The organism is uncultured Bacteroides sp. (genome assembly GCF_905207245.1).
Classification (GTDB): domain Bacteria; phylum Bacteroidota; class Bacteroidia; order Bacteroidales; family Bacteroidaceae; genus Bacteroides.
The window spans coordinates 77147-98210 of record NZ_CAJLKP010000012.1; the positions used below are offsets into that span (position 1 = coordinate 77147).

The window sequence follows — 21064 nt, forward strand, 5'->3', positions numbered from 1 at the left end:
GAAAATTCTGCTTTCGGTTTGCATTATCTTTGCCAGCAAAAGAGGTTAGACTACTAAAACAGTACAATCATGGCAGGCATCTATATACATATTCCTTTTTGCAAGACTCGTTGCATCTATTGTGATTTCTACTCCACCACTCGTTCGGAGTTGAAGTCGCGTTATATCCATGCTCTTTGCCATGAACTTACGGAGCGAAAAGAATATCTGAAAGGAGAAGCCGTCGAAACAATTTATTTCGGTGGCGGAACACCTTCACAATTATCAGAAGAAGATTTTCGGCAGGTATTCAGCACCATTGAGCAAGTCTATGGTTTGGAGAATGCAAAGGAAATAACTCTTGAAACCAATCCGGATGACCTGACGGAAGAATATACCGGAATGCTGGCTACGTTACCTTTCAATCGTATCAGCATGGGAATACAAACCTTTGACGATGCCACCCTGCAATTACTCAACAGGCGACATAATGCTGCACAAGCCATCGAAGCAGTGAGGCGTTGCCGCCATGCAGGTTTTCGGAATATCAGTATCGACCTTATCTACGGCCTGCCGGGAGAAACAAACGAACGCTGGAAGAGAGATTTGCAGCAAGCCGTCAGCCTCAACGTTGAGCATATCTCTGCCTATCACCTTACGTATGAAGAAGGAACTCCCATCTACGAAATGCTACTGACCCATCGCATCCGGGAAGTGGACGAGGAAAGTAGCGTACACTTTTTCTCTGCACTGATAGATACATTGATTGCCGCCGGATACGAGCATTACGAAATATCCAACTTTTGCAAACCGGGGATGTATTCTCGGCACAATACATCTTATTGGCAAGGAATTCCTTATCTGGGATGTGGTCCTTCAGCACACTCATTCAACACTCTTACAAGGGAATGGAACATTGCATCTTTGGAAAAGTATATGCGCGCCATTGAAGAAGGTCACCGGGAGTTTGAAACCGAATACCGGGATATCTCTACCCGCTATAACGAATGTATCATGACAGCCATCCGCACGATGTGGGGAGTATCCATGCCATATGTAGAACAAAACTTCGGCACTGAATTATGGCAATACTGCATGGATATGGCACTTCCTTACCTGAAAAACGATAAACTGGAACTGAAAGATAACCACCTGTGCCTGACTCGTGAGGGTATATTTATTTCAGACGGCATCATCAGTGACCTGATGTTTATTGAAGAATAGGACAATAAAATCGCCCCGAGAGTATTCCTACTCATCAGAGGCGATTTATCACCAGCCAATAATCAGCTACAATTTCAGAGTATAATTTAATCCTTTATCGGGAGCAACAATAAAGTTCGTTACTTCAAAATTCAGTTCTCCTCCCTTAACACCATTATCAAAGCCAACACGCACACTGTAACGTGTATGTGGTTTTAACGTCATATCACGGAAATAAACCAGAGAAGTATCATGCGCAGTCTTTTTCAATTTCAGAATCAAATCCGTAGTATTCATAATGGAAAGCGTTACCCCTTTTTCATTGCGACTGACTTCCTTTATCTCCACACACTTCTCAAAGAAAGGACGAAGCAAATCTTCACGACCAATCACCAGTTCGCGATAATAAGCGGCAGTACGGCGACTATTGAGTGCTTCGCGAATCCCCTCCGGAGAACGTTCTTTGGCAAAAACAAACGTCATAGTCCGGTGCTCGTCTTTAGAGAAATCATAATCTGTCTGGATGGGCTGGTGAATATCAGAAGTACCAATCATCGTCAGATTCTTATCCAGACACCACTGGATGGCCTCAGGCATGTAGAGAGGACCGTTTGCCACCTCGATGCCGTGCATGCAACCGTCATTATAGAGTTGCGTATGTTCAGGCCACCACTTGGTGCTGTCTGGCTGCTGAGCTACCCAACCGGGATGATTCCAGAAGATGAAAGCCCCTTGCTTCTTCGCCTCATTAAATGCGTCTTTGTACTCTTTCTGTTCCAACGGGTTGGAGTCGGACAGGAAAATGGCATTGAAATGCCCCGGAGCCATAGAACGGGTAATCTCACTACCTCTGATTAAGAGTATCCCTAACTTTTCGGCTTGTTTTTGGCAGAGGTCGAATGAACGGTTATGGTCCGCCACGATGTCCTTCTTATGAGGGCGGTATTCGATGTGTTCCGTCAGGGATATGGCATCCAGGCCTTCACGATAGGCCTCATCTACTCGCACGGTAGGCCAGACCAAACCGTCCGAGAAAACACTATGCACATGGAAGTCACACTTCAAAGTGATATATCCATCCAAATCGGGTACCTGAATCTCATTGCGGCGTTGCGCCTGTGCAGTCATCAGGCATGTTACTAACAGAACTGCACTTACTAACATTCTCTTTGTTTTCATAATTGTCTTTTTTATTAGTTCATTCCTATCAATCTATTTTCACCAACCCGGGTTCTGTGGCAGCAATGCCGGATTTATTTGAGTGGCTGTCAGAGGTATCGGTCGCAAATATTTCTTATCTTCCCATTTGCGACCTTGATTAAAACCAAACTCTATATACCCATGATCACCTTCGGACAGACGGTTGGTTTTACCAATAACCACATATTGCACACCTTTAATCTTATCTCCGGCAGGTGGTTCTTTATCTACCACGGCCACATCTTTTACACCATCGCCATTCAAGTCATAAGCCTCACCTTTCTGAGGAATGTAAATTCCCTGCCACTCTTTGTTAATCAGGTCGCCTAATTTCCAACGCATGATGTCATCATAGCGTACCCCCTCGAAAGCCAGTTCTGCACCACGTTCACGACGCACTTCCAGAATCCATTTGTCCGTTGTCTGATTCTTGAAATAGGCAGCCACATAAGGATCATAAGCTTCAGGAATCTTACCGTTCACTCCGGCACGTTCGCGCAATGGTTTGATTGTAGTATTCCATACCGCCTCGTCACATTCACCCAGTTCCGCTTTAGCCTCGGCATAATTCAGCAAAATTTCTGCATAGCGAAAGATGGGGATAGAGTTATTCGCTGTGGCCTTTCCCACATGCACATCATCATCTATCGCCCATTTGACAAGTTGATATCCAGTAGAGGTCATAGAGAAATTGGGAGCATCAGGTTTCACCGTACCACTGATTTTCCGTTGATAAGAGGGAGAGATGACGGTCTGCATCAGGCGACAGTCACGGTTCTGGAATTCATCCATATATTGCATAGTAGTATAATCTGCACGGTCAGTAAACCGACTGCCATCGCGCATCAGATACATATTCACAAAGGGACGCACCAACGACCAGTTTGCACCGAACGAGGCGGAAAACAGTTTCCAAGTGATGGAGTGCATGCGTAAATCTTTCTTAAAGGAGATTCCCCAGATTACTTCTGTCGCATTCAGATCTTCCGAAGTAAATAGAGAACGGTATTGTGTCTCCACATCTCCTGTAGTCACTAATTTATAAGGCCCCTTTGTCACCAATTCCTCTGACGCGGCAACAGAAGCTCGCAGGAATTTATTGGCTGAGCTTTGCAATCCCAGTTCTGTATGATATTTACGATAGGTACCTTCAAAAAGGCAAATACGGGACTTGAGTGCCAGAGCCACCCATTTTGTAATCAGTGTGCTACTTTCTGTCAACGTCTTGTCTGTAGAACAATTGGTACAGGCAAAGTCAAGATCTTCCAGTATCTTATCCATCACGACTTCACGTTTGTCACGCGGTTTATAGAGTTCATCCCGATTGTCTACATCCAGCGTTGTTTCGTACCAGGGTACATCACCGAATGTCCTGACCATACCATAATAAAAATACGCACGCCAAAAGCGCCCTACACCTTCATTATGCAGATAAATGGCATCCGTCACCTTGCCTTTGGCATTGGGCAGATGATCGAGGAAGTAATTAATCTGGCGCAAATCACCCCAGTCACCTGTTCCCCAACCGCCTTGCTGGGTGTCGTCCCACGTATCACCGATAAGAAAAGTAGTAGACGAGCGCGTCGCGCAATAATCTGCATACTGGTCACCACCCCACGCTATTGTTTCTTCGCTGGGCAGAAAACTCTGCAGGAAACCATTCGTATAAAGACGTAAGTCCGATTCCGACTCCAAAAATCCTTCGGAAGAGAAACTATTCTCAGGCTCACAATTCAGAAAACTATCACAAGAGGTCAGCGCCAAAGCATACAGACCTATCAACCAATATTTTTTCATAATCATTTTATGTGCTAAAAGGTTACATTAATACCTATGGTATAGCTACTCAAAATAGGATAACCATATCCGTCCCCGTCAGTATTGGCAGTGGAACGGAAGTCCGCATCACCTGCACTGATGCCTTCGGGATCATACATCTTGGTATGCTTGGTCAGTGGAGTCCACGTCAGGAGATTTTCACCAGCAAGGTAAATTTTCAAATCCTGTAGATGTAGCTTCTCACAGAACTTTTTCTTGAAAGTATAATCTATCTGAAGATTTTTCAGACGGACATAAGCCACATTCTGCAAGTAACGGTCATTAGCCTGAATACCCAACGCTTTGGTAGATCCATTGGCCAGATAACCGCGATAGCGAGGCCAGTAAGCATCCGTGTTCTGATTTTCTTCTGTCCAGACATTGTCTCCGATATGTTCTTTCAGCATATAACTGTAAGGGCGGTCATATTGTCCCCAGAAGAAAGCCGACTCACGGTGAGGATACCAGTTACGCTTGGCAACACCCTGAAAAAAGGCACTGATGCCGATACCATTCCAGTTGGCAGACAGATGAAGGCCGAATTGGTAGCGGGGCGTAGTATTGCCGATGACTTTCAAATCACCGTGGTCATCCAGCGTGTTCTGTCCGTTATCCACCGTACCGCTTTTATCAAGATCAGCAAACTTCAGGTCACCCGGTTTCAGGATATTTGTTGCAGAGACTTTCAGTTTAGACTGATCGGCATGGGCATCAATTTCAGCCTGATCTTTAAACAGTCCTTCGATATGGTATCCCCAAACAGTACCGATTTCCTGTCCCTCATAATAAGTGGAAAGTAACTTCGTAGGATTGTTGAACTTGGTAACCCATGTGCGGCTATCCCACATCATTGCTTTTACACTATAATTAAACGGTTTGTCAGCCAGCGTAAAGTTATCACGCCACATAACTGAAAGTTCCCAGCCTTTGGTTTTCATCTCCGCATTGTTACCCTTAGGCGTTGCGGCGCCCAGTACGGCAGGCAAAGTGGGGCCTACTGTATACATATCCGTCGTATAGCGTTGGTAATAATCAAAAACCATAGACAAACGGTTTGAGAACATATCTATATCCAACCCAATGTCATACGTTTTCGATTTCTCCCACGTCAGACTATTGGGAACAATGTTCGGAGCTGTGGCATACGTCTGCAAAGCATCTCCCAGAATAACAGAGGTTTTCTTAATGGGTACTGTGGAAAGATAAAGATAAGGGCTGACATTACCATTCCCCAAACTACCGATAGAAGCACGGATTTTCAAATTATCCAGCCAGTTACGGGTAGACTCCATAAAAGGCTCTTCAGAAATGCGCCAGCCCAGCGATCCGGAAGGAAAGAAACCCCATTGTTGATTATCCGGAAATTTGGACGAAGCGTCATACCGCCCACTTACTTCGGCCAGATAGCGGCTCTTATAGTTATAATTCACCCGATAGAGAAAGCCTACGTAAGCCCATTCATTTCCACCTTGCCCCGTTGTATAGTAGTCGCCATCCATCAAAGCAAAACTTGGCTTGGTGGCACTAATTAAACCACGGCGGTAAGTCTGAATTGTTTTATAATCCTGATGTTCAAGGTTCCACCCCAGAAGTACATTCAGATAATGGCTTGAATTGGAAAATTTAGGGATATAATTACCAGTGACATTACTTGAAATATATTCCTTATTATAATCCATATTCTCCAGAGAACTGAAGGTGTTACGGGTTCCCATAATCTCCGGTCCCGTATAATAATTATACTGGTTTTCAGCTCTCAACCGAGTTGACTTACTACTATAATAAGTGAAATCTCCCTTAAAAATCAATTGTTCTTTAATAGGTGTATATGTCAGGGTCATCGTATTGCGTACGTCCAGTTTATTATCTTTCTGCCAGGAAGTTCCTTCCACAAATCCTGCCCAGCCCACATATACGGCCGCTTCTGTCCATGTACCGTCAGGGTTCTTCTCCATTGTCATCGGATACCCCTGATGTTGTAATTGGCGGGCTATATTCTGCCGGTCGTACATCACCATTGGCTGATGGGAACGGAAAATCATGACATCCGTATTATTCTCCAGTAAAAGAGAGTTGTTGATTTGTATCTCTCCTTTTGAACGGATATTATATTGCGTATACTTTTCATCACCGGCAGAGTAAATGCCATCCTGATTATAGTAACGCCCGGATACATAATAACGGGCACGCTCATTGCCACCACTGATGCTGACGTTATGTTCCGTAGAATAATTATGGTCTTTATAAATGATATCCAGCCAGTTTGTATTGCCGAAGTATTCATATTCCCCCTTATCATTGACACGCACTTTATCCAGTGAAGGGTCTGCATCATGCCGTACCAGTTCGTTATACCAATCCGTAGAATACTTGAACACATTGTTAATACCTCCCGGAGGCGCCTCCTGTCCTTCCAGATAAGCTGTATACCAGCCATTGGTCCATTGCAGACCATTGCTGACAATGCCATCCTCAGTCTTCACCGTGCGTTGGTGCATGGAAAAGCTTCCGTTATAGTTGACTTTGGTCTTTCCGGCAGAAGCATTTCTGGTAGTCACCAGTATCACGCCAAAAGCACCACGAGCACCATAGATAGCTGCCGAAGAGGCGTCTTTCAGTACGGATACGCTTTCCACATCTGCAGGATTCACCGAGTTCAAGTCACCTTCCACTCCGTTTATCAGGACCAGTGCACTACCACCTGCACCGATACTTCCCGTACCACGAAGATTAATGGACGGAGTGCGCGAAGGCTTACCATCACTAAACGTGATGTTCAATCCCGGCACCATTCCCTGCAATGAACGGGAAATGTTACTATTGCTGCGTTCTGCAATCTGCTTGCTGTCTATCTGGTCCACAGCACCCACCAGATTTACTTTCTTTGCCGTACCGTAGCCCACAACTACCACTTCCTGCAACTGTTGCGCATCTTCCTGAAGCACAATCTGCAATGGTTTGTCGTCTGTGACTACCACTTCCCTGTCCGTAAAGCCGATGTAGCTTAACAACAATTTTTTCCCTTTTTCTACTTCCAGGACAAAGTGTCCGTTGCCATCGGTCACCGTGCCCAGTTTCCCGTCTTTGATTCTCACTGTCACGCCCGCCAGTGGTTCTCCTGTAGCATCTTTTACAATACCTTTCAGTGGAACAAGATTGGCAGCAAACGCTATACCTCCTCCCAAAACGAAGGCGAGAGCGACAACCAGTCGCCTACTTGCCAAACTCCACTCTAAAAAACATCTTTTCACTTTCATGTCGATTCATTTGATAAATTAAATCAAGTTTCCTTTCGGGATGCAAAGATGAAGCCTGCAGGTTTCAGAAATGCTACAAGAAAGTGAAGTTAGGATTTCAGTTAAATGATGTGCCGATAGTTGTAAAATAGCAAGAAAGCTTTACCTTTGTCCCCCGGCACTACTAACCGACTAAACACCATGACCGAACAAGAAGTCAGAAGATATTTACGGAAAATGAGCGAGCAGGATTCACAGACTGCTTTCCGCGATTTCTATGACATGACGTATGACCGTCTGTTCCGCATTGCTTACTACTATACTCATCATGAAGAATGGTCACAAGAAATCGTACTCGATGTATTCCTGAAACTTTGGGAACACCGCAAACAATTGTTAGATATCACCAATATCGAGGACTATTGTTTCATTCTTGTTAAAAACGCTTCGCTAAACTACATCGAAAAAGAAGAGCGACGCCCCACTTTATCTGCCGGTGCACTGCAAGAACCGACTGACCAGGCCGTATCTCCCGAAGATACCCTCATCAGTGAAGAACTCTTCGCCCGTTATGTAAAAGCCCTCGACCGGTTGCCGGAACGCTGCCGGGAAGTTTTTATCCGTATTCGTGAGGAAAAACAAACCTATGTGCAAGTAGCGGAAGAATTCGGTATCAGTACAAAGACAGTGGATGCGCAGTTGCAGAAGGCTACGATACGGCTGAAAGAAATGCTATTATAGGTTTCTCACACACATAAATGATAAAATTTACAGGTATATGTACGATTATTCATGGAGCTCTATCTCCGATTGCCTACCTTTGCCGACGAGCAATAGGACATTTGACTTACGAGCAACCTCAAATCGAAGAAAAGCTTAAATATAAAATTAAGTATTAGCAGGTAAAAGATTGTTTTCTTTTTATTATTATGATTTTCTAATTATTTTTGTTAACCATTTAGCTATAATCTTTGGAATCTATATGAGACGCAGAACTTTATTAATTATCGTTTTATTAACTGCTATTGTAGCCAACGCCTTCAGTGAAATAGAGCTTCGTTCTAAGATAATGAGAACGACGGACGGGTTGCCCAGCAACTCTATCCGCAATATATATCAGGACAGCAAAGGTTTCTTATGGTTAGGCACGCTCAATGGCTTAAGTCGTTACGACGGCAACTCTTTCCTGAATTTTCAGCCGGAAACCAATAAGCATGACCAGATATCACTGGCAGACAATCGCATTTATAAAGTTATGGAAGACCAAAATGGCTTCCTCTGGATAAGAACGGTGGCGGAATTATATAGTTGCTATGACCTGCACAGAGCCCGTTTCGTTGATTTCACCGGAAACGGAGAATATAAACAAAACTATTCCAATGCATTTGTAGCATCAAATGGAGATGTATGGTTGTCTCACCCGGAAAATGGAGCACGCCAGGTGATAATTCAAAATGACCGGAAAATAACCTCCGTCGAATTTAAAACAGAGCATGGTAATCTGCCGGACAACCGAGTGCAGTTCATGCGGGAAGACGCTTCCGGCCGGATATGGATCGGTACTCAACGCGGACTATCTTACGTTACCAGAGGAGATTTCAAAATAGTAGACCGGAAATATAATTTCATGCGATCAATATCATATGAACAGGATATGTATTTCCTTACTAACGAGGGCGATATATATCATTATAATTCTACTTCCGGAAAACTCACCCGGTCAGCCTCCCTTCCCAACGGAAAGAAGATGGCATTCACTGGAAATTTCGCACTAAAAAACAAATGGGTTCTAATGACATCTGCAGGTGTCTATGACTATGACTTCAATACGCATCAAGTGACCTCAAATTCCCAATTGAATTTTAAAAATGGAAATGTATTTCGTGATAATCATGGAGACTATTGGATATACAATCATTCAGGAAAAGTTCGCTATATCCTTGTAAAAACAGGAGAAATGAGAGAACTTCAATTAATACCTGAAGACCGATTAAGCTATATTGACTTTGAACGCTACCATGTCGTTCATGACTCCCGCGGGATAATCTGGATTTCAACTTACGGTAATGGGCTGTTTGCCTACAAACCATCTGAAAATGAACTGGAGCATTTTGTTTCCGATGCAAAGGACTCTCCGATTAGTTCTGATTTTCTACAATATGTAATGGAAGACAAAGCCGGAGCTATCTGGGTTAGTTCCGAACATTCCGGTTTATCTCGTATTGCAATATCCAATGAAGGCATCACTCGCTTCTATCCGGAATCCAGCGAACTCTTCGACCGTTCAAACAACATTCGGATGTTAACCCGAATGGAGAATGGAGATATATGGATAGGAACCCGTAAAGGAGGATTGTATAATTATGATATTCATCTGAATCCTAAAACCAGCAATCAGTACTTCCAATCCAATGTATATGTGATTGCAAAAGACAGTCTGGGACAACTATGGATGGGAACTCGCGGACAAGGATTAAAGATAGGAAATACATGGTATAAAAATGTTGCATCCGATCCTTCGACATTGGCTCACAATCACATATTCTCTATCTATTGCGATAGTAAAGACCGTATGTGGGTAGGAACATTCGGAGGAGGACTGGCCTTAGCTGAACCAACCCCGGATGGGAAGTATAAATTCCGCCATTTTCTTCAGCAAAAGCATGGTTTAAGAATGGTGAGAAATATGATAGAAGATGAAAACGGAATGATTTGGACAGGAACCAGTGAGGGTATTTGTGTTTTTCATCCGGATTCATTAATTGCCAATATAGACAATTATCATTTATTCAATAATGTAAATGGAAAATTCTGTTCTAATGAAATCAGATGCTTATTTCGTGACAGCAAAGGCAGGATATGGGTAGGAACTTCAGGAGCAGGATTGAACCTTTGCAAACCAACGGATAACTACAACTCGCTGGAGTATAAACACTACAGTACTTCAGATGGTTTAGTTAACAATGTCGTATTAGCCATGTTGGAAGATGCTCTCGGACGATTATGGATTGCCACAGAATATGGTATTTCCAAATTTAACCCGGAAAATGATTCCTTTGAGAATTATTTCTTTTCTTCTTATACATTAGGGAATGTTTATAATGACAACAGCGCCTGTATAGGTGCAGATGGAAAACTTCTTTTCGGTACAAACTATGGATTAACGGTGATAGATCCCATGAAAATACCAAGCAATGAAGTTTTTTCTCCTGTCGTTTTTACCAACTTATACATCAATGGTATTCAGATGAGTCCAGAAATGGCCGACTCGCCTTTAAAGACACAATCTTTAGCATACTCGGATAAAATCACATTAAAATATTTCCAGAACTCTTTCATTCTCGATTTTTCAACTTTCGATTACTCTGATAACAGTCAGACAAAATATCGATACTGGTTAGAAAACTACGATAAAGGATGGAGCGACCCTTCTCCTTTAAGTTTTGCCGCTTATAAATATCTCAATCCAGGCACATATATATTGCACGTAAAATCTTGCAATGGTGCAGGGATATGGAACAAAGATGAAACGACTTTAAAAATAGTTATTGTCCCCCCATTCTGGAAAAGCAGTTGGGCCATGCTGGGATACACCATACTGTTAATAATAGTTTTATATTTTGCATATCGCATTGCCAACAATTTTAATAGCCTGCGTAACCGTATCAATGTAGAAAAACAACTGACAGAATATAAGTTAGTCTTCTTCACAAACATCTCTCATGAATTCCGTACTCCTCTTACCTTGATTCAAGGAGCATTGGAGAAAATACAGCGCATTGGCAACGTTCCGCGTGAATTAACATCTCCATTACAAACCATGAATAAGAATACTCAACGTATGTTGAGACTTATCAATCAATTGCTGGAATTCAGAAAAATGCAGAATAACAAGTTGGCACTTTCTTTAGAGGAAACGGATGTGATCGCTTTCCTCTATGAAATATTTCTGAGTTTCAAGGATATATCAGAACAAAAAAATATGAATTTCCGCTTTGAGCCTTCTGTATTATCTTACAAAATGTTTATTGACAAAGGAAACCTAGACAAAGTGACCTATAATCTGTTATCAAATGCTTTCAAATATACTCCTGCAAACGGAACGGTCATCTTTTCCATAAATGTGGATGAAACAAAGAAAATCCTACAAATTCAAGTATCCGATACAGGAGTCGGTATCCCTAAAGAAAAACAGCATGAACTATTCAAACGATTTATGCAGAGCAGTTTCTCTGGTGATAGTATAGGAGTCGGTTTACATCTGACCCATGAATTAGTGCAAGTGCACAAAGGTACAATTGAATATAAGAATAATGAAAATGGAGGCTCTATCTTTACAGTCCGTATTTCCACAGATAGAACCATATATACCGAAAAAGATTTCCTCATACCAGGCAACGTATTGCTAAAAGAGGACGAGAGGCCAATGCTGTGTTTGTCGGAACTTTCCAAGGAAGCTTCAGTTTCTCCGAAAACAGCAGCCCCTCTAAACAAGCGGAAGGTACTTATTATTGAGGATGATAATGAAATCCGGGAACTATTGAAGGAAGAAGTCGGAGCCTACTTTGAAGTAGAAGTAGCTGAGGACGGGACAAGTGGATTCGAAAAAGCCCGTACCTATGATCCTGATTTAATAATCTGCGACGTCTTAATGCCGGGCATGACTGGATTTGAAGTCACCAGAAAACTTAAATCGGACTTTGCCACAAGCCATATTCCCATTATTCTGTTAACGGCACTCAGTTCTCCGGAAAAGCAACTGGAAGGAATTGAATCCGGAGCAGATGCCTATATATCAAAGCCATTCAGTATCAAATTCTTGCTGGCGCGGGTATTCCGACTGATAGAACAACGTGAAAAACTTCGTGAGAAATTCTCCAATGAACCGGGTATTGTGCACGCAGCTATGTATTCTACCGACCGGGATAAAGAATTTACCGACCGTCTGGATGTTATACTAAAAGCCAATATCTCCCGTTCCGATTTCAACATAGAAGAATTTGCCCAACTAATGAAACTGGGACGAACTGTGTTCTATAAGAAACTACGGGGAGTGACCGGATATTCCCCAAATGAATATCTACGTATCATTCGTATGAAAAAAGCAGCAGAGCTATTATTATCGGAAGAACACCTCACTGTGGCAGAAGTCTCATACAAAGTAGGCATCAATGATCCGTTCTATTTTAGTAAATGCTTCAAAGCACAATTCGGTATTTCTCCTTCCGTATATCAAAAAGGAGGAGAGAAAACTCTGGAGGAAACGAAATAAACGACAATATTACATACATCCGTATTCTTTTCCATCGGAACAAAATGTATTCTGGCCTATTTTTGCGACTTTAATACTAATAAATTAAATTCCATGAAAAAGAAAGTTTTATTATTATTTTGGACTATTCTATGTATTAGTCATTATGCAGCAGCCTCAAATACCGACGTGAGGCATAAATATAATTTTAATTCGGACTGGCTGCTTTCTGTTGGTGATGCAAACGGAGCCGAACAACAGAAGTATACTGATAGCAGTTGGAAAAAAGTCACTTTACCGCATGCTTTCAATGAAGATGAAGCATTCCGTTATAGTATTGACGAACTGACAGATACTATCGTATGGTACCGCAAACACTTCCGGTTGCCTGCCGGTAGTGAAGGAAAAAAAGTATTTATAGAATTCGAAGGAGTACGACAAGCCGCTGACTTCTATATCAATGGCAAACATATCGGTCTGCATGAAAATGGAGTCATGGCAGTAGGTTTCGACCTTACCCCTTACATATCTTATAATAAAGAAAATGTCATTGCCCTGCGTATAGACAACAACTGGCAATATAAGGAAAGAGGTACTGACACCAAATTTCAATGGAATGACCGTAATTTCAATGCCAATTATGGCGGTCTTCCTAAAAATGTATGGCTACATCTGACAGATAAATTATATCAGACCCTGCCCCTTTACAGTAACCTGAAGACAACAGGCGTCTATATATACGCCGAAAACATCCGGGTAAAGTCACGCAAAGCCGTCATACATGCAGAATCGGAAATCAAGAATGAATACCGGAAAAAACAACAAGTTGCATATCAGGTTGAAATTCAAGACCGTGAAGGTAAAATTGTAAAAACGATGTCTGGCGAAAGCATAACTTTGCAACCGGGCGAAACGGCAGTAGTAAAAGCCTCCGCAGAAGTAGATAATCTGCATTTCTGGAGTTGGGGATATGGTTATCTGTATACTGTGAAAACCAGTCTATGGATAGACGGAAAGAAAACAGATGAAGTAACCACCCGCACTGGCTTCCGCAAAACGCGCTTCGGGAACGGTAAAATTTGGTTGAATGACCGCGTACTCCAAATGAAAGGATTTGCACAGCGCACAAGCAATGAATGGCCTGCTTTGGGTTTGTCAGTCCCTGCTTGGTTAAGCGATTATAGCAACGGACTGATGGTAGAGTGCAACGCCAATCTGGTGCGCTGGATGCACGTCACTCCTTGGAAACAAGATATAGAATCGTGTGACCGTGTAGGTCTTATTCAGGCTATGCCTGCTGGTGACTCTGAAAAAGACAGACAAGGACGCCAATGGGAACAGCGCACAGAACTGATGCGGGATGCCATCATTTACAACCGTAACAACCCGAGTATCTTATTCTACGAATCAGGCAACGAATCTATCAGCAGAGAACACATGCTGGAAATGAAAGCCATACGTGATAAATATGACCCTTATGGAGGACGTGCCATCGGCTCACGTGAAATGCTGGATATCCGCGAAGCGGAATATGGAGGCGAAATGCTTTATATCAATAAAAGCGCCCATCACCCGATGTGGGCAACAGAGTATTGCAGGGATGAAGCGCTCCGCAAATATTGGGACAATTACAGTTATCCATATCATAAGCATGGAGAAGGCTCCAAAGCCTATAAATCCACAGTAACCAATAAAGTGCAGAAACAAGTAGATGCAAGAGCTTACAATCAGAATCAAGATTCATTTGCCATTGAGAACATCAGACGCTGGTATGACTATTGGCGTGAACGCCCGGGAACCGGATTCCGCGTTAGTTCAGGAGGTGTTAAGATTATTTTCTCCGATAGTAACACTCACTTCCGCGGTGTTGAAAACTACCGGAGAAGTGGAGCTACCGATGCCATGCGAATACCCAAGGACCTATTCTATGCTTTGCAAACCATGTGGGATGGTTGGGTCGATACGGAAAACCCGCGTATTCATATCATCGGTCATTGGAACTATGAAGAAAATATAATCAAACCTGTACACGTGGTATCGAGCGCTGACAGTGTAGCTCTCTTCCTGAACGGAAAATCATTAGGAGAAAGCATACAGGAATATCACTTTCTGTATACATATAATGATGTCAAGTTTGAAGCAGGAAAACTGGAAGCTGTAGGTTATGATCAAAACGGCAAAGAATGTTGCCGTACAGAATTACAAACGGCAGGAAAACCGGAACGCATTCAGTTAAATCTGATGCAAAGCCCTGCAGGCTGGAAAGCGGATGGTGCAGACGTGGTTATGGTACAAGTAGAAGTAGTAGATAAAGACGGAAGACGCTGCCCGTTGGCCAACGATTTGATTTCCTTTGAAATGGAAGGTCCGGCAGAATGGCGTGGAGGCATAGCCCAAGGAGAAAACAACTATATTCTATCTCAGAAGCTTCCCGTAGAATGTGGCGTGAACCGTGTTTTGATACGTTCGCTTACAGAAGCGGGCAAGGTACATCTCAAAGCAAGTGCAGCCGGATTACAATCAGCCGAAATAAATTTCACATCTCTACCTATAGAAGTAAAGAACGGACTAAGCAAATACATTCCTTCCAATGAGTTGCAAGGGCGGCTTACTCGTGGAGAAACTCCTCAGACTCCGTCTTATACAGACAAGAAAGTAGCTGTTTTCATTGAGTCTGTAAAGGCTGGCACCAATAATGAAACAGCAACTAACAGTTACGATGACAATGAACTGAGTGAATGGAAGAATGACGGCAAAGCCAGCACAGCCTGGATCACCTACCGTCTGAATCGCCCGGCCCGCGTAGATGAGATTTGCATGAAACTGACCGGATGGCGCATGCGTAGTTATCCTTTAGAAATATATGCGGGCAAAGAACTCATCTGGAGTGGTGACACTGAAAAAAGTCTCGGATATATCCATCTGAATGTAAAACCTGTACTAACTCAGGAAATCACCATCCGTCTAAAAGGGAGCAGCAGTGAAGAAGATGCTTTCGGACAAATTGTCGAAGTAGCAGCTCCGGTAGCCAATGAACTGGACCTTTACAAATCAGATGAAAGCAAAAGGGCCAAATATGAACTGAGAATTGTCGAAATAGAGTTTCTGGAAAATCTACTTCAATAATTGGAGTAAATATCAAGTAATTAATTGATTTCTATATCATTCGGTTCGAAGCTAATTATGCCTCATAAATTAGTCTTCAACCGAATGATTTTTTCTTATACGAATCATAAAATTCTCATATCCAAAAACAAATGAAAAGAAGAGGATTATTCTATTGCTTATTTTTCGTTTTAATGTCTGCAGCATTAAAAGGAAAAAAGAACTCTGGCATGATTGATAATCCCATCCTGCCAGGTTTCAATCCCGATCCTTCCAAGACCCATATACCATAGTAAAGATTTGGTAAATGCGGGCATCTTGTTACAATCTCCTTATTATTAGTTTCCTGTCCGGCTATGACGAAAGGATACGATAGTTATTACTAATTCGTCCCCCCATGGAGTACTTTTCGTTCCTCCATAAGGGAACGAAAAGTACTCCATGAGGGGACGCAATGTTCCTTATAAGGGAACGAATTAGTCATCGCCTGAAAAGTTATAAATCTCCGATAGGAAATTATATACCCTACTTGATCTTCGGCTTTAACTCATCCGGAGAATCTTTCGTATACGACTTCACACTACCAGCTACTTTAGTAAACAAATCGCTGACCCGTTCCGGTTCTATCGTGAATTGCGGACGAAAATAATCGGAGTTCATATAATCTAAAACAGCTTTATACATCTGCCTTGCCACAATACGCCTATCAGTATCCGTAGCCAGATCCATAGTTGTCATCATCAATTTTCCGTTCAGTACATTTGCTTCGAATAACATACCTATTTTCCGACTGACAAACCAAGTATCTATGCTTTGTATAGTAGGCTGAAAATCAACAGGAAAATCTGTAAATTGCATCACATTAGCACGGTTCAGCAACTCCCACCACTGCAAATTGCTATGATATTCTGTAGGAAATTGACGAAATAGCGGATGTTTAGGATTCACCAGAATACCTGTAGTATGCGGAGGACGCATTTTGAACCAGGAAGTATTCCAGAATACAGGAGTAAACATCTGAGATACTTCTTTTCCATAGCTCACTTTCCCGGCAGCAAGAATTAAAACCTTTCCACCTTTTTTCAGAACATCCAATGCTCTTGAATCCAATGTATCTGTTGAATAAACATCTCCTTGCGCCAGTTCTACAGCTTTGGGATATACCCAGAAATTCCAGTCATTTACAGCCTCCGTACCTTCAATACGAACCTCCAGATTCAATTTGACAGGTTTCTCGATATTTTCCAAAGGAAATTCGATACGTCCCAAACCATTAAGATTACCTATCGGAATATCCTTGTTTCCCAAAGTATTGCGGGCATACACTTTCCCATATTCATCTTTTATCGTATAAGTTACAGGAACCTGTGTCAAAGCCTTCTCACCAAAATGAGCAACCTCTATATCAGCAGAAAAAGTTTCATCATTACTATAAACAAACTTCTCGGTACGCATCAAAGGTACAGTAGCCGAGCAGAATCGCCTCCATTCCTGAGCATTGATGTATCCTTTCTCTTCAAAGAACACATCAAGCACGCCAACAAGTGCCGTGCCCTGGCCCGAATAATCATTCAATGCAAGGAGCTGAAAGCCTGCATAATCCGGAGTACGAAGTGTTTTTTCTATCTCATATTTATAACAGAGAGCTTGCAGCTTTCCTGACGCCATCATAAACAACTGTGCTTGTTCCCCCATCTGATTATCATTCAGAATATCCCAGAAAATCTCGAAATTTCTGGCTTTATTCACTCCGGTATACTTCCGTATCTCATTGAAATTAGGAAATGCACACCACTGCCCTGTTTCATGTGATACATAAGGCTGACTAACGGTATCAATACGGCTCTGAAGACGATAATCGTCAGTAGTCTGTGGACGACTCTGCCTCCACGTAAGACCACGTGCCCCTGCTTTTACATGATATTGGCTACGGGGTTGCCACTGCCATCCGCCACCAACCGAAGCGCCGGTATATACCCTGCGAGGATCAGTATTTTCCCAATATTCAACGAATCGGCTGACCCATTCCACCCAACGTCCACTTGGTTCATTGCCACATGCCAGCATACAGTAAGAAGCGTAATTACCATAAGCTTTGGTCAATGCAATAGTCTCATCCATCAAATATTTATCAATGGGTTGTCCCAATCCTAATTTAGGACCGTGATTTGGCCAACTTGGTCCTTCGGGTTGCAGATAAAATCCGACAAGATCCGCAGCTACAAAAGCAGCTTCCGGAGGACAAAAAGAATGGAAACGCATATGGTTTAGTCCATAACTACGACAAATACGAAATACCCGCTCCCAACTATCCACATCCATGGGAGCATAACCGGTTAACGGAAAATCACAGTTTTCCACGGTTCCACGTAACATAGTCTTACGACCATTCACATAAAACCATTTGCCTTTAATTTCGAAACGACGCATACCAAACTGCACCTCTCTTACTTCTTTATCCTTACCAGTTATAATTTCAGCTCTCAATTTATACAATGCCGGATGGAATTCATCCCAAAGTAACATATCATCTCCCATAGATAAAACAATCTCTTGTTCTGCTATGCCATGTTTCACTTTCACTTCTTGCATTAAAACCGGAAGTATGTGCTTCTTTTCTGCATTAAAACTCTCAGTTGACAATCTCACCTGCGCTGTGGCTGAGCTTTTGTTAGAAGATTTAATACGCAATCTCACTCTTGCGAGTTTCTGTTCCGGTTCCGGGAATACCTGAATATCATCAAAATAAATATGTGGTGTAGCCTGCAAACATATCCGCCCCACAATTCCATTCCAGTTTCCCTGAGTCTGGTCAGTAATACTATGTGAATCCGGCCCTACATTAATTTCTTTAATGCGATTATCTATCCTGATGGTTATATTACATTTTCCGGGACGTACATATCGGGTAATATCATATATATGTGCTACACATAAACTATTCTGCATCCCCACCTTATGTCCATTGACCCAAACAGTAGACTCAATATGCGGACGTTCCAGAAGCAGCACAATACGTTCTTTCTCCCAATCTTTAGGAAGATTAATTTCTTTTTGATACCAAGCTACTCCTACATAATGTTTATCAGGCGTTAAAAAAAACGGCAACTTGACGTTACCTTCTCTGCGATACTTCTCCATATAGGGATTGTAGTAATAAGAACTATCATAAAGACTACCGGTCCACTGGGTACGAACCGTTACATCATCTCCCTTCAGTCTTTCGGGCATTGAACCAGGCAGCTCAATCACATCTTGCAATGTTTGGTTAAACCACTTTTCTTTCTCTCCTATATCCTGCCTGTCTATTTCAAAGTTCCAGTCTCCGGATAAATCAATTGTCTTCTGCGCTCCCATCTGAAGAACGGATAGAAGCGACAGCATAATTAATAGTATTTTTCTCATAATTAGTATATTATTATTTATACGAAAAGAGAGCGGCTTCACAGTCGCTCTTCTTTCTTGATTGAATTCAATCTCTACCTTACATAACTTTTGTTTAAAATATATCTTTTATTCCCAACCCGGATTCTGTGTCAAATTTGGATTTTTCGATCTTTCTGACTGAGGAATCGGAAACAAATACATCTTGTCATCCCATTGGCGTGATACATTCTTGCGCATGTAAGTAATGTTTCCATCGGCTTCCTTAACCAGCTTCATTTCAACAATATTCTTGAAATATTTGTCAGCCTCTTTCCAACGACGAACATCCCAGAAACGATGACCTTCGAAAGCCAGTTCAACAAAGCGTTCGTTACACAACTTAGTCCAGAATGTATTGGCATCCATTCCTTGTTCAAAGTCCGGCATACCGGCACGTTGGCGTGTCTTACTGGCAGCAGCACGGGCCGACATCGGGAATTCCATGCTGGTAATATCTGCGCCACCCAGATACTTGAATACAGCTTCTGCATAATTCAAATAAACTTCGCCCAGACGGAAAGTCAGCCAAGTATGGCGAGACTCCTTAAACTTGCTGTTGCTGGCCAATGAGATGGCACCGTTACAAAGTTTTTTGAGATAATAGCCTGTCGGTGTGGCGCCAGTCAAAGGCTCACCATTGATGCCTCCTTGGAATGTTTCAATCTTAGCGGCACCGGAATAAGTAGGCCATTGATCACCGTTTACAGCTACCGTAGCCGCCAGACGCGGATCGCGATCCTGATAAGGATTCTTCTCATCATATCCCGAGCCGTCTTCACCGATCGATTTACCGTTGAGCATATCGTAAGCATCGACTAAATTCTGAGTAGGACAATTTCCCCCCTTACCACCTTCAATGCCCACAGGGTAATTGTTGGTTTCCACTAAGTTGTCACCGGATGAACTTTTATAATAACGGCGACCGTAGAGGATTTCCTTCATAATGCCAGGCGTATTGAAACTTCCTGCATCCCACAAATCCGCATAGTTAGCAGTAAGGCCTTTGCCACGTTTATCAGCAGCATCGAGCAACTCTTTAGCATACAAAGCTGCCATATGATAGCGTTCCTTGTCACCACTTGGATTGAACAGCGGGCTGGCCCAATACAAAGCAGCACGGGCTTTCAATGCGAGCACGGCAAGTCGGTCCGCGCGACCGGTCTCTTCCGTACCTGTGGAAAATTCTCCCAGATTACTGTAATCTTCGATAATCAATGATTGAATTTCCGCACATTCATCTATGATAAACTTAAAGACTTCATCCGCCGAAGTCCGTTCTAACGAATTGACTTCTTCTGCCGTGATTTGCTTGGTCACCAGAGGCACATCACCATATTGGCGAACCAGGCAGAAATAGAAGTAAGCACGCATAAAACGGCTTTCATACTTGTAGTTCTCATAACGGTGAAGTTGGGCGGCATAGTCGTTGTTCAGCACCAGTTCATCGAATGACAAGCCTTGCAATTCGTAAATCACGTGGTTGCAAGTACTGATGCCTTTATACATGCTACTCCAGACTGACGCTTTCGCATTGGTAGGGCTCCAAGCTCCATTGTAGAAGTGCTCGATACCATTGCCCCCAAGACTGTACTCACTTTCGTCTGTAGCAGATGCCTGCATGGCGCCCGATGAGTAGTTACCGAAGTCATACTCCACGGTATTGTAGATGTCGGTCATGAATCCACCTACATTACCGAAGTTCTGTGTTATATAGTCCTTGTCGAAGATGTTGTACTCATTGTAATCCATCTGATCAGAACATGAAGCCAAGCATCCGGCTGCACACACGACAAAGACAGGTTTCCATATTTTATTGATCATAATTCTAATGTATTAATTCGTTCAT

At 42.6% G+C, this 21064-nt stretch carries 9 protein-coding genes; 4 read left to right on the forward strand and 5 right to left on the reverse strand.

The window, feature by feature from the left end; translation table 11 throughout:
• Positions 1 to 69 precede the first annotated feature (69 nt).
• Positions 70 to 1203, forward strand: a complete 1134-nt coding sequence (hemW, locus tag QZ135_RS05965; protein WP_294606763.1) for a radical SAM family heme chaperone HemW — start codon at positions 70 to 72, stop codon at positions 1201 to 1203.
• A 66-nt stretch (positions 1204 to 1269) separates the two neighbouring features.
• Here the strand turns inward: hemW and QZ135_RS05970 are convergent, their stop codons facing one another.
• The 3 genes from QZ135_RS05970 to QZ135_RS05980 are packed head-to-tail and all read right to left on the reverse strand — an operon-like array spanning position 1270 to position 7457.
• A complete protein-coding gene (locus tag QZ135_RS05970; protein ID WP_294606765.1) occupies positions 1270 to 2361 on the reverse strand; it encodes an Sb-PDE family phosphodiesterase in 1092 nt (363 codons plus the stop codon).
• A gap of 39 nt (positions 2362 to 2400) precedes the next feature.
• Entirely contained in the window at positions 2401 to 4179 is a 1779-nt protein-coding gene (locus tag QZ135_RS05975) for a RagB/SusD family nutrient uptake outer membrane protein (RefSeq protein WP_294606767.1), read from the reverse strand.
• Positions 4180 to 4193: 14 nt separating this feature from the next.
• Positions 4194 to 7457 (reverse strand): TonB-dependent receptor, encoded by a 3264-nt coding sequence (locus QZ135_RS05980; RefSeq protein ID WP_294606769.1) that lies wholly within the window; start codon positions 7455 to 7457, stop codon positions 4194 to 4196.
• Between the two features lie 180 nt (positions 7458 to 7637).
• On the opposite strand from QZ135_RS05980, the gene QZ135_RS05985 reads away from it, so the two are divergent.
• From QZ135_RS05985 to QZ135_RS05995, 3 genes are all read left to right on the forward strand, one after another.
• Complete coding sequence (locus QZ135_RS05985) at positions 7638 to 8177, forward strand: RNA polymerase sigma-70 factor (protein WP_294606771.1); 540 nt, start codon at positions 7638 to 7640, stop codon at positions 8175 to 8177.
• Positions 8178 to 8418: 241 nt separating this feature from the next.
• Complete coding sequence (locus QZ135_RS05990; protein WP_294606773.1) at positions 8419 to 12708, forward strand: two-component regulator propeller domain-containing protein; 4290 nt, start codon at positions 8419 to 8421, stop codon at positions 12706 to 12708.
• Positions 12709 to 12801: 93 nt separating this feature from the next.
• Entirely contained in the window at positions 12802 to 15813 is a 3012-nt protein-coding gene (locus QZ135_RS05995) for a DUF4982 domain-containing protein (protein WP_294606775.1), read from the forward strand.
• 504 nt (positions 15814 to 16317) lie between these two features.
• Here the strand turns inward: QZ135_RS05995 and QZ135_RS06000 are convergent.
• Positions 16318 to 19197 carry a sugar-binding domain-containing protein gene (locus QZ135_RS06000; RefSeq protein WP_294606777.1) on the reverse strand — a complete coding sequence of 960 codons (2880 nt, stop codon included), beginning with the start codon at positions 19195 to 19197 and terminating at the stop codon, positions 16318 to 16320.
• A gap of 108 nt (positions 19198 to 19305) precedes the next feature.
• A complete protein-coding gene (locus QZ135_RS06005) occupies positions 19306 to 21039 on the reverse strand; it encodes a RagB/SusD family nutrient uptake outer membrane protein (RefSeq protein WP_294606779.1) in 1734 nt (577 codons plus the stop codon).
• Between the last annotated feature and the right edge of the window lie 25 nt (positions 21040 to 21064).